This is a genomic window from Bacillus sp. PSXD-155 (assembly GCF_049310765.1).
GTDB lineage: Bacteria > Bacillota > Bacilli > Bacillales > Bacillaceae_G > Bacillus_A > Bacillus_A cereus.
The window spans coordinates 59881-72229 of sequence record NZ_JBMOWC010000018.1; the positions used below are offsets into that span (position 1 = coordinate 59881).

A 12349-nucleotide genomic window follows, 5' to 3' on the forward strand; every position below is an offset into this window, starting at 1 on the left:
ATGTTAACATGCAACCAATTATTTCGTTTGAACAATTTACCTTTCAATATGGGCATGCTGCGCAGCCTACTTTAAGTGATATTACCTTTCATATATACCCTGGGGAAAAAGTACTAATTGCTGGACGAAGTGGTTCAGGAAAGTCGACATTAGCTCATTGTATAAATGGGCTAATCCCATTTTCTTACGAAGGGACTAGTACAGGTAACGTTTTAATTGCCGGTAAAGATCCGAGGGAAGGAAGTATTTTTGAACAAAGTAAGCAGGTAGGAACAATTTTGCAAGATCAAGATGCTCAATTTATTGGTCTGACAGTAGAAGAAGATGTAGCTTTTTATTTAGAAAATGAATGTGTAAATCAAGATGACATGAAAAAGATTGTTTCCGACTCATTAAGAAAGGTGAAGATGCATACGTTTCATAAACAAAGTCCACATGAATTATCAGGAGGTCAAAAGCAAACAGTTTCTCTTGCTGGTTTATTAACAACAAATGCGGATATATTATTGTTCGATGAACCGTTAGCGAACTTAGATCCACTAAGCGCCGTACATACGATAGAACTTATGAAAGATATACATGAGCAATATAATAAAACGATTGTTATTATCGAACATAGGATAGAAGAAATTTTAAAGCTGGATTTAGACAAAGTTATATTAATTGATGAAGGTAAAGTCTTTGCAATAGGAACACCAAAAGAAATCTTAGCGTCAAATATATTACCATGTATTGGCTTAAGAGAGCCTATTTACATCGAAGCATTAAAGAGATTACATTTTGATCGTAATAATGACGTAATATATCCAATGGAAAACCTTCAAAAAGAAAAGGTAGGCAACGTTCTAAAAGAGTGGATGGAGAAACAAGTCATATTAAAAGGTAATACTAAAAACAAGGAATTACTTAAAGTGGAGAATTTATCATTTTCATACCCTAATAAACAAAAAGTATTAGAAAATGTAAACCTTTCAATATATGAAGGAGAAATTGTAGCACTGTTGGGACATAATGGAGCAGGGAAATCCACATTAGCTCATAGTCTTATAGGCATAAACAAAATAAAAAATGGGAAAATCTTGTTAGAAGGTGAAAATATTAGTTCTTGGTCTATTCGTAAACGTGGGAAAATCATATCTTACGTGATGCAAAATCCAAATCATATGATTACACAGTCTACTGTTTTTGAAGAAGTTTCATTTACATTAACATTACATAATTTTTCTAAGGAAGAAATTAAGAATAGAGTAGAAAGAACTTTAAAAATTTGTGGTTTATATCCATTTCGTAATTGGCCAATTCAAGCACTAAGCTATGGGCAAAAAAAGAGATTAACAATCGCATCTGTATTAACAACAAATCCTAAGCTTATCATATTAGATGAACCGACAGCGGGACAAGATTATTATCACTATAAACAATTTATGTCTTTTATTAAAAAACTAGCTAAAAAGGGAATTTCATTTGTTTTTATCACTCACGATATGAATCTCGCACTAGAATATGCAGACCGTGCAGTAGTTCTACATGAAGGGAAAATTATTGCGGATAATACAGTGTCTAATGTATTTGGTGATCAAGAAACGTTACAAATAGCTAACTTAAGAGAGAGTTCTTTAACCAAGCTTGTTAAATTTAGTGGGATTGCATGTCCGGAAAAATTTATGGAACTTTATTTAGATAGTAATAGGAGGGAGGAAGGTGCATAGTACATATTTTCATCGTATGGATGGGGTAGTGAAATTGTTTTTATTTATTTTTTGTATGATGCTTACTTTTTTGTTTTTTGATTTTCGGGTGTTGCTAATACTATTTATTATTGGATGTATCGGACTCAGCATTGCTAAAATTCCATTTCGTAAAATTTTAATTGTTTTTAGTGTCATATTTACATTTAGTTTATTAAACTCTGTCATGATTTTATTTATTACACCAACTTATGGATCTGAATTAACTGAATCATATACCGCGTTTTTACATATTGGATATGCAACGATTACATATGAAACATTATTTTATGCAGCTACACTTTCATTAAAGTATTTTACGTTATTACCATTTACACTTCTTTTTATTTACACGACAGATCCAAGCGAATTTGTAAGTAGCTTAAGTAAACTTGGTATTCATTATAAGATTACATATGCAGTAAATATTGCACTACGTTATATTCCTGACATCCAGTCTGAGTATAAAATTATTAAACACGCGCAAGAAGCGAGAGGCGTGGCTTTTGAAAAAGGAGAAGCAAATATATGGGTTCGTATGAAGAACCGTTTTTTAATTTTCTGGCCGCTAATCATTCATTCTCTAGAAAGAATAGATACGATTTCAAATGCAATGGATTTAAGAGGATTTGGAAAGAAGGATAAACGTACATGGTTTTATACAAGTAAGGCGAAACGTGAAGATTTCATCGTTTTATTTGCCGGTGTTTTCATATTCATTGCTGCGGTATATTTAAAATTAAACGTATTTCAAAACTTTTGGTATCCATTTTAAAGCACTCTTTAAACGAGTGCTTTTACTTATTTTTATGTAGACATGCTCAAAAAAGGGATATACACATAATGTATAATACGAACCAGTTAAAATGATCAACTACCTATTAGTTTTCAAACCAAAAGGAGGAAAAAATATGAGTTACGGTGGTTCTTGTGGTTTTGGTGGAGGTTTCGCTTTATTAGTTGTGTTATTCATTCTATTAATAATTGTAGGATGCAGCTGCTGGGGCGGAGGATACTAATTTTTAATTAGTCTTCACAAATGTAAACTAAAAAAACATTGAAGATACTTATGTATCGAAACAAATAAAAAAGGAGCAACTATGCTCCTTTTTTATTTGTTTAAATGCGTATGCTTACTATATTTCGGGAACGTAATCGTTAAAGTCGTTCCTTTACTAACGATACTTCGGATTTTTAAACTTCCATGCATCGTCTCAATAATCTTAACAGCAACCATCGTACCTAAACCAGTTCCTTTTGTTTTTGTACTAAAATACGGTTCACCGAATCGATGTATTTGCTCCTGTGACATTCCAACTCCGCTATCTTCAATTCGTATTTCAACTTTACTATTATTGATAGATGAGGAAATATTTAAGGTACCACCATTAGGCATTGCTTCAATACTGTTTTTTATTAAGTTTAAAAAACATTGTTGAAAGTGCTGTTTATTACCAACAATGGTTGCCTCAGAAAAATCCTGTGTAATATGTATCGTATTCATATTACACAATGGCAATATCATATTAATAACTCGATTTAACTCTTGTTTTACTGAAATTTGATCTAATTTTTCTGGAGCAGGTTTGGCAAACGTTAAGTAATCATCGATAATTTCTTGGGCACGATTTAACTCTTCAAGTATATGTTTAATATATTCGTCTCTTGATTCAGGAGTTAAATTTGGTGTTTTTAAAAGCTGTGTAAATCCTTTTACAACCGTTAAAGGATTCCTTACTTCGTGCGATATACTTGCAGCGAGTTGGCTAACAATCTCCATTTTTTCCATTTTAATTAATTTTGAGCGCATTAATACAGCATCTTTTATAACTTCATTTATATAAACAATAAATAACATTAAAGTAGTCGGTAATACCATGAAATAAATAATATACAAATTATTCACTTCAAAATCTGATAAAGTTAATACAATTACAGTTGTAAATATTGCTAGGAAAAAGGTTAAAAACATGGAAAAAGCTACTTTAAGCTTTCTATTATATGTATTAAATTTTGAAGATGCGAGTGCTGTAACGATGAACATTATTCCGTAAACAACGACTGTCAGCATATTAAAGCCATAAAATATAAATCTTGTAATTAATAAAATTGTAAACAATATGATACCGACAGGGAATCCACCATAAAGCGTACCTATTATGACCGGAATTTGTCTTAAATCATGAATACAACTTTCATCCATATAGATAGGGTATCGCATACATAAAATAAGCGGGATACTAGAACAAAGGGTAATCAGTAATATTTTGTATTTTTTCAAATAATGCCTGCTATCATATATGAAATAAAAAACAAATATACTACATAAAATGTATAGAAGATTATTTAATACGTTTTGATTAATATAAACAAAGTCCATAATATTTGCCTCGTTATTCAAAATTTACTTAACATATGTATTATACATGATAACATATGTTAAAGTGAATAAACCTTGTTAATACAAGATTTGTTTGGCTTTTTGTTATAAAATACAAACAGTTTGCAAACGTTAACTATCCAATGATACTTTTACCAAAATTTTTTACTCCTTCTTCCTGTATGTTCGGTAAAACATGAGAATAAATACTAAGAGTTAATGAAATGTCAGTATGACCTAATCTCTCACTGATAATTTTAGGGTTAACTCCTTGTTTCAATAGTATAGTTGCGTGTGTATGTCTTAAATTATGAGTTTTAATTTTTTTCACTGCTGCATTTTTTATTTCTTTATAAAAATTTCCCTGAAAGCATTTCTGTATAAACCCCCAACCGATTTATTACAATTAATTAAATCTAAATCTTGATAAGCAGAAACCATTCGTAATTAGAAACGTTTGGATGAGATTTTAAATAAATATAAAAATACTAAAGGAGAGTAAGCTATGAAAAAACAGGTGTTGCAAGAAAAGTGGACGAGCTAGGTCGTGTAGTAATTCCAGTAAGGGTTTATTTGGGAAGTGGCTTTAAAACTGATGTTGTCGAGTACATGCGGTAGTAAAAGGGAGAAGGATATTTGAAAAAAGTAGAAATTGATGTTGGTAGCAACAAACTTTTAATAGTGAAGGGCGGAAATGTAACAGTAGTCATCCACCAATGAGTGGATTTGGTGAGCAAGTCGCGGTTTGGATAAACGGTAAAGTTGATCGTGTAGATGTGAAGTGAAAATCGTAATAAAAAAGAGCCATGAGTGGAAAGGCTCATAGCTCTTTGTATAAGGGTAATGATTTTATAGGTAAATATTATCATGTAATTCCAAAAAAACAATTTCAGTAAATTGATTGGTATTTGATTTGGATTTTATAGAAAGAGAGCAGCTAACAACAGCTAGCAGCTCGGCAGGTTCTGTAAGACAAAACAGAAAAGAATATTAACAGAATATAGAGGTTTATCCTGGTTGTTTGAACGTAGTTAAAGAAAGAATATCACATACTATCAATGTTAATAAAAACTATCTGTGGCTTTCATTTATTTATTTATTTTATTCACAAATAGTTCCAGTAGCTATTCCGGTTGGAGCGACACCTACTGGGATATTAGTGATAACAGTATTCGTAGCAATATCAATAACGGAAACAGTATTACTAGCTTGATTTGTAACATATGCTCGAGTGCCATCAGGTATGATAGTTACTTGATCAGGGGATAAACCAACAGAAATTGTATCAATCACAGTATTTGTCGCCACATTTATTACAGATACATTATTGCTAACTTTATTTACAACGTAAATAAGATTTCCACCCGGTGTAATATCTATACCAACAGGTTCGGTACCTACGTTAATTGTATTAATAACTGCATTGGTAGCGGTGTTAATAACAGAAACAGTATTGCTGTTTTGATTTGTGACATAAGCACGAGTACCATCTAGTGTGAAGACGATTATTCTAGGACGAATACCGACAGGAATGGTAGCGATAACTGCATTGGTAGCAGTATTAATAACAGAAATTGTGTTGCTTAATTCGTTTGCAACATATGCAAAGGTCCCATTTGGTGAAACAGTGATTCCTTGTGGAGCGAGGCCAACAGGAATGGTAGTGATAACTGCATTGGTAGCTGCATTAATAACAGAAACAGTATTATTACCATGATTTCCAACATAAACAGTTGTGTTATCTGGAGAAACAGCTACACCGATTGTATCAGTTCCAACGGGAATGGTAGCGATAACAGTATTCGTAGCAGTATCAATAACGGAAACGGTATCAGAAAAAATATTAGTAACATAGGCACGAGCTCCATTTGGTGAAACCGTTACTTCAAGTGGTGCATTACCTACAGTAATTGTATCAACTACTATATTTGTTCCGGTGTTAATTACAGATACTGTATCATTTGTAGGGTCATCTATGAGTCCTGCATTTGTAGCATATACTAGGAAATTACATGCAGGTCCGGTTGGCCCAGTAGGTCCGGTCGGTCCAGTAGGTCCCGGTGGTCCTTCCGGCCCTTCCGGCCCTTGGATTCCTTGCACACCTTGAGGTCCAGTGGCTCCTGGTGGTCCTTCCGGCCCTTGAATTCCTGGCACACCCTGAAGTCCAGTGGCTCCTTCCGGTCCTTCCGGCCCTTGAATTCCTTGTACACCCTGAGGTCCAGTGGGCCCTTCCGGTCCTTCCGGTCCTTGAATCCCTTGGATACCCTGAGGCCCAGTAGTCCAGGAATTCCCATTCCGGTCCCTGAACCAGTAGGCCCAGGTGGTCCTGGTGGTCCTTGAATCCCTTGTACACCTTGAGGTCCTTCCGGTCCTTCTGGTCCTTCAGGCCCCTGAATTCCTTCTACACCTTGAGGTCCTTGAGGCCCTTCAGGCCCCTGAATTCCTTGCACACCTTGAGAACCCTGAGCGCCTCTAGGTCCAGGAAATCCTCTAGGTCCAGTGGCTCCAGTCGGCCCCGGTGTTCCGATGTTACTTAATAGCGAACTATTTAAGATTCCTTGTAAAATTAAGTTGAATGTTTGCTGTAATAAGGGGTCCGATATATTTGAACAACTTATAAGTGAAGACAAGCTTTGGAATAGAAATTGGAATAATGCTGAGATTTGAGTGAGAGATGCGGTAGGTAAAGAATTAATTAATTGATTTATAGTTCTTATAACTAAATTTCTATTTGGTGTATTTGGTTGTACTGCTATTAATAAATCATTTAATGCCTGTAATGCTGATTGGAGTATTTGTATAGTTGTTGGATTTGGTGTTGTGAAAAAAGAAAGGATGGCTTGATTTAATTGATTTATTATTTGCAATAATTCTTGTTGTTGAGCATTCGAGAAAAAAACAGGTGTACAGCAATTACTTTGATCACAAGGGGATATAGAAACAAAGCAGGGTTGCTGAAATTTATCACACGAATTTGATTTTCGATTATATCTTATAAATACCTCCTTTAAAAAATTAAATGTTAAGTAATTTTTGGTAAATTATTAGCAACTGAATTTGTAGGTATATGTTTAATTGAAATGTTTTTTCCTTCAAAGTATATGCCAATAAAATTGAGGTGTTCATATGGGGGATATAGCCAATACTTGGTTGCTAGGAGGAAATTGTAATAGAATAATGCATTAAAAAGAACAAGTAATAAATTAAATAAAAGCTTTATTTTGTTATAGATAAATAGGTGACTCAGCAATTGTGCTAGTCGAGTCACCTATTACTATCGAACCAAATAATGTTCTTTTTCTATATGTAGTTATGTTGAGTTCCTAGAGGCTAACCCAAAAAACAGTTAAAGGACAAAGAAAATCATTGTAGAGAGTTTTACATTTTATTATGTCAATGCTACAACAGCAAGAGTTAAGCCCAATGTATTTAATGTATTAGAATATGGTCCTACATTAACAGTAAGAGTACTTGTTATACCTGGAGGTGTAGTGAAAATTGCGGGGGCTGATACAGAAGTGAATCCGGCTGTATATCCTAGAGAAGTACCTGATCCAATGATTGGATTATTATTCAGATACATAGTGATACCTGCCGAATTACCTCCTGGTTGAATGATAACTTGCACTTCATAGATTGCCAAATAGGTTCTTCCACCTTCAAGTAAAACAGTTGTTGGTGGTGTGAATGAGATTGCCGTACCATTAGAATTTACCACGGTATCTAGTGGAATCGCAGAGTTTACAGAAATTATTGATGGGGTAGTTTGAACAACATTTAAACTGTTAGCCGTGGGAGATGGACAAGAACAAGGTTTGTGAATGTTAGAGTTGTTATCATTTTGGTAATTCACAAATAATCAAGCTCCTTTGCGTAAGATAATTTTTTATCTTATATAAAACGTAGCCTTTTTGTATCTAAGTTATTTTTAATAAGTTTTTAAAGATAAGTCGAATATTGTTGGTCAGTCGACTTTTGAAATTATTTGAAACTCTGGGATTTTAAAGTGCGTTTGATAAATATATATGAAAATTTTTTTAAGGACATTACTGTAAGTTAGGAAACATAATAAAAAACGGGAAAATGAGGGGAGTAAAAGGAAAAGAACCCTTTATATAAAGGGTTTTTCTGGTGATTTAATCTATCAATTACATTCGTGGTAATATTCATCACATGAATCGTTATTATCGTTACAGCATATACAAAATGTTTTTTGAACAAATAAACTAACTACACTAGTAGAACCTTCCTGCTTTGTAAGAGTAAGACTTTGAAAATCTTCAACTTGAAATATTTTTGTTTGAACAGGTTGTAATGTAGTAGTAATTGGTACGCTAGATCTTCTTGTTAGAATAGTTACTTGAACGGGTGCACTCATACCGACAACGAATAACTGAATTAATGTTTTATTATGATTGTTTGTAAAATCCTCAAATACAGTTTGTGGAGCGGTGGTTTCAAGGAAAACTGACACAGGTATATTTCCATTTGCATTTTCTGCAGAACCAGCTATCGTATGAGTTTCAATAAAACAGTTATTTTTTTGATTGTTGGAATGTGATTGGTTTTTATAATATTTTTTACCATCTTTATAAAAGTAATCAGCCATATGAATTTAAAGCTCCCTTCTTTTAGATATCTATATAGTCTATTTAATAAAGTGAAGTAGTGCTTGTACAACATAATAAAATCCGCTCTCGTAATTATCTAAAAATGTTATTTGGAAATTAAAGAGCGCCATTCAAGGCGCTCTCGGATAAACATTAATATTGAAAAAGAATACCACATTATATTTTATGCATGTTCTTAATAAATGTGTAGTTTTTTAGCAAAATCCTTATTTGAAAACAAGAAGCCCTAGAGTTAGGGCTCTAAGGCTTCTTATTTTGGTATTCTCACATGGTTTTTCAAAAAGAATAGAACATATTGAAGATAACATGTGAATGTTTCATAAATGTATCAAAAAAGTGAACAAAATTGCTAGTGGAGAAGAAGCAGAAATGAATTTTCTAATACGTAAGTACGTGAAAGGTATTATTTCCAATGAATAAAATGCGCATGGGACACCTAATCATTATTTTATCGGGGGAAAAGAATATGTTATGAACTTGGTTGAATGAAAAAATGAAAATTTTACTTTTAGAGTGAAACTAAACAAAAACGCTATTTTATTAGAAAAGGAGAATGAAAATGGAGGTCCAGTTAATTCACGAACAAACATATAAAAGTCAGTATGATTTAGAAAGTGCAGTAGAAAAATTCTACGATAGTCTCCGAGAAGAATTCGGAATGGTTGAGGACGAGGATATCAAGCAATTTGACCATATAAGCAGAGTATTTGAGGCGACGGCCGTAATGGAGAATGGTTTCAAATTGAAGGTAGAAATATTCTTTGCGGATGATGCAGACGAAGATGAATCATGGGTTTGTAAAGCTTATCAAGTAGCTTAATAAAAACTTCATTTGAAAGGAAAGTGATCAGGGTGGAAGTTCAATATGATGCGCAGGGCCGAATGAAGTATCATCCTGATTACGATCCGAATCATAAGAAGCCGTATACAACGAAAGAATTAGCCTACATATGTAAGTATTATGGATTCGGAAAGGTGAAGGGAATTGCTTTAGCATTAGGAAGAACGGAATTAACGATAAGGCAGCTAGTAAATACTCTCCGGAAGAATGGAATGTTTGAAAAATATAAAACTATGGGTGAGTAATTACAATAAAAATTTCATTTTATAGAAATCAAAACCCTAGTTTCCTAGGGTAATGGTATAACTGCCAAATATATTTTATTCGTTTATATCGTAACTTAATATTACGTTAAATACATCAGGTAAATGAAACCAATTGTAGAAAATAAGAGCAGTTAGCAAAAGCTAACTGCTCATCTCCAAGGGGGAACAAGGAGAAAATCTAATGTCATATATAGTATTGACGTAATATTTAGTTTTATTCGTGAAGAATTACGTTTAACTTAATGCATAACCAACGATTAAAGTTAGTGTTAAAAACACTGATAATAACAATGTTAGCAGAACTGTTACTATGCTTCTAAGCATTGCTATCCAATTACCTGCTTTAGAGAAGCCTTTAATACCAGCAAAAAAAGTTCCTATTGAAAACATGAGTACAAAAAATAAAGGGTGAAAATAAACGATATTTATAAACGACGCATTCATTTCAGGTGTGCATACTTCAAGATATATAAGAAAAAAAGCAATGCAAATGAATGAAAAAATAAAAGACCATAGATTTATATTATGCTTCATAGGTTGCTCCTTTGTTATCAACATATTTCTATTAAATTGTAATAGAAAATATAGGAAAAATATAGTAGTTATAAATTGGAATGAATTTTTAAACAAAATAAGCCTTTTGTTTAAAGAAAAACAAGCTACCACGTTACAATAATTAGAAATATTTTCTAAGGTATCCTTAAGAGGGTGGGAATAGAAAGAATATCTTCGAGAGGAAAGGAATTAATTTATATTAGGAAATTGGTTGGGTAAATTAAAATAACCTAAATGTATACAAAGATATAAACTTATTAATAGTCATGACAATGAAGATTTTAAAACCGGTAAGATGGGGATATTTAGTTATTGTAAATGTGAAAAGTGCTGGAATTGTTCTAAAGGAAAGAATATCTGAAATATAAATATAATTGAGGGGAGTGAAATAATAATGGAAACTAGTACTTTTTTAGGGCTGTTCTGGGGATGGATGACGGTTATCGTATCGGGAATACTTTTCGTCCGTCCATCGGTGCTACGTGACTTAAAAAAATTAGTGGTTGAAGACAGAGGATTTGGTATTATGTATGGTTTTCTATCGATTTTCCTAGGATTAGGTACTGTAATTCTACATAATGTATGGGTATTCAACTGGCAGGGATTCCTAACGGTTATTGCATGGCTTGCATTATTAAAGGGAATTTACATAATTGCATATCCTGAACCCTCCAAGAAAACAGACTTTGAAGTAAGGATACTATCTACACGTATAGTTCTCGCTATCATTGGTGCTTTGGCTTTATGGATGCTTATAGTAATCTATATAAAATAATCCTTTTTTAATAAATAAAAGAGCCTGATGTGAGAGAAAGGGCCTTTTCAAAAATTGCATATGAGGAAAATCAATATCAATAGTTTAGTACCAATAAATGAGAATTAATTCCAAGTATTAAGTATTGAGAAATAAAAAATATTTAACGCAACAAATTGGTTAACTTTATGAGCTAACCAATTGTTACACAAAAGAAAATTAGGCCCTATAAGTAATAGATGTGTAACTTAAAGTTACAGTTATAGTGTAAGCGAGATTGAAAATGTTATACGAAAGTAATTCTGTTAAAAAGTTTCATTTTGTCATAAATAAAAGAGCAGTTAGCCCACCCTAACTGCTCGATACAGAGGTGATAATCTAACTACATAGATATTATATGCTGAGTTATTGATTTTATTTGTGTAAAACACAAAAGAGCAGCTAACAAAACCTAGCCGCTCTAAACAGTGATGTGTCTCTAGATGTAGTTGTAGTATAAACAGAATGTTGAGTTTTATTCATGGGGAGATAGAAATGGGCTTGAAAATAGAATATAGTCCTGCTAGAAAACTAGAGGACACCAATTTTTAGAGCCGCGATAAAATTGGTGTCCTCTTTATTTTGAAAGGGGATTTTGGAAATGAAGGTATTAGAATAGAAATGTTTAAAAAACGCATAGATTGATAAAAAGTAAAAGGCGAATTTCTTATGAGAATAAGGAATAATATCATTTTTGTTACCATTTTATTCTATATTTATATATAAAATACAAATAAGAACTACATTCGTTATATCCGGGGAAAAGTAGGGCATGATTTAATATTTCTTAATTTTGCTGGAGGTATTGTTTATAACGAACGAAATGAAATTCTTTTACAAAAACGGGGAGATAGAAATGAGTGGGGTCTTCCAGATGGTGCTATGGAACTTGGAGAATCTCTTGAAGAAACCGCTAAACGAGAAATACTTGAGGAGACAGGATTAAATGTTGAGGTTGAACATCTTATAGGTGTCTACTCTAAATATTCTGGTGAGTTTCCGAACGGAGATAAAGCTCAGACTATCACTCATTGTTTTCAATGTAAGCCAATTGGCGGAGAACTTACTGTAGATGGTATTGAGACTTTGGATTTGAAATACTTCCCAATTGACCAAACGACTTAAGAACATAAAATCAAATTTAGATGAGCAAAGC

General features: G+C 32.9%; 10 protein-coding genes and 4 pseudogenes. 8 read left to right on the forward strand and 6 right to left on the reverse strand.

Features of this window, described 5'->3' with window-relative positions; all coding sequences use genetic code 11:
* Positions 1-8 precede the first annotated feature (8 nt).
* From ACO6VI_RS19810 to ACO6VI_RS19820, 3 genes are all read left to right on the forward strand, one after another.
* Positions 9-1709, forward strand: a complete 1701-nt coding sequence (locus tag ACO6VI_RS19810) for an ABC transporter ATP-binding protein (RefSeq protein ID WP_161520531.1) — start codon at positions 9-11, stop codon at positions 1707-1709.
* On the forward strand, positions 1702-2502 hold the full coding sequence (locus tag ACO6VI_RS19815) for an energy-coupling factor transporter transmembrane component T family protein (RefSeq protein ID WP_063547420.1): 801 nt from the start codon (positions 1702-1704) through the stop codon (positions 2500-2502). Before ACO6VI_RS19810 ends, ACO6VI_RS19815 begins: the two co-directional genes overlap by 8 nt.
* A gap of 136 nt (positions 2503-2638) precedes the next feature.
* Complete coding sequence (locus ACO6VI_RS19820) at positions 2639-2746, forward strand: YjcZ family sporulation protein (protein WP_000120182.1); 108 nt, start codon at positions 2639-2641, stop codon at positions 2744-2746.
* Positions 2747-2838: 92 nt separating this feature from the next.
* Here ACO6VI_RS19820 and ACO6VI_RS19825 read toward each other — a convergent pair whose 3' ends face one another.
* The gene (locus tag ACO6VI_RS19825) at positions 2839-4107 is read right to left on the reverse strand and encodes a sensor histidine kinase (protein WP_016081432.1); all 1269 of its coding nucleotides are present in this window, start codon (positions 4105-4107) and stop codon (positions 2839-2841) included.
* Between the two features lie 136 nt (positions 4108-4243).
* A pseudogene (locus ACO6VI_RS19830) lies at positions 4244-4554 on the reverse strand (tyrosine-type recombinase/integrase); the annotation flags it as partial.
* Positions 4555-4743: 189 nt separating this feature from the next.
* On the opposite strand from ACO6VI_RS19830, the pseudogene ACO6VI_RS19835 reads away from it, so the two are divergent.
* Positions 4744-4892, forward strand: a pseudogene (locus ACO6VI_RS19835) (DUF3954 domain-containing protein).
* A 316-nt stretch (positions 4893-5208) separates the two neighbouring features.
* Here ACO6VI_RS19835 and ACO6VI_RS19840 read toward each other — a convergent pair.
* The 3 genes and pseudogenes from ACO6VI_RS19840 to ACO6VI_RS19850 all read right to left on the reverse strand — a co-directional run bounded on the left by ACO6VI_RS19840 (position 5209) and on the right by ACO6VI_RS19850 (position 8716).
* A pseudogene (locus ACO6VI_RS19840) lies at positions 5209-7103 on the reverse strand (beta-propeller fold lactonase family protein).
* Positions 7104-7495: 392 nt separating this feature from the next.
* The gene (locus ACO6VI_RS19845; RefSeq protein WP_025710270.1) at positions 7496-7960 is read right to left on the reverse strand and encodes a hypothetical protein; all 465 of its coding nucleotides are present in this window, start codon (positions 7958-7960) and stop codon (positions 7496-7498) included.
* Between the two features lie 291 nt (positions 7961-8251).
* Positions 8252-8716, reverse strand: coding sequence for a hypothetical protein (locus ACO6VI_RS19850; protein WP_003318888.1), 465 nt, complete (start codon positions 8714-8716; stop codon positions 8252-8254).
* Between the two features lie 581 nt (positions 8717-9297).
* On the opposite strand from ACO6VI_RS19850, the gene ACO6VI_RS19855 reads away from it, so the two are divergent.
* Complete coding sequence (locus tag ACO6VI_RS19855; protein ID WP_161519879.1) at positions 9298-9558, forward strand: hypothetical protein; 261 nt, start codon at positions 9298-9300, stop codon at positions 9556-9558.
* Between the two features lie 32 nt (positions 9559-9590).
* Positions 9591-9824, forward strand: a complete 234-nt coding sequence (locus tag ACO6VI_RS19860; protein ID WP_000453747.1) for a hypothetical protein — start codon at positions 9591-9593, stop codon at positions 9822-9824.
* Between the two features lie 255 nt (positions 9825-10079).
* Here the strand turns inward: ACO6VI_RS19860 and ACO6VI_RS19865 are convergent, their stop codons facing one another.
* Positions 10080-10379, reverse strand: a complete 300-nt coding sequence (locus tag ACO6VI_RS19865) for a hypothetical protein (RefSeq protein ID WP_161519878.1) — start codon at positions 10377-10379, stop codon at positions 10080-10082.
* Between the two features lie 415 nt (positions 10380-10794).
* Between ACO6VI_RS19865 and ACO6VI_RS19870 the strand changes: the two genes are divergently transcribed.
* Complete coding sequence (locus ACO6VI_RS19870) at positions 10795-11175, forward strand: hypothetical protein (RefSeq protein WP_000450247.1); 381 nt, start codon at positions 10795-10797, stop codon at positions 11173-11175.
* Positions 11176-11937: 762 nt separating this feature from the next.
* Positions 11938-12309 (forward strand): annotated as a pseudogene (locus tag ACO6VI_RS19875) (NUDIX hydrolase); the annotation flags it as partial.
* Between the last annotated feature and the right edge of the window lie 40 nt (positions 12310-12349).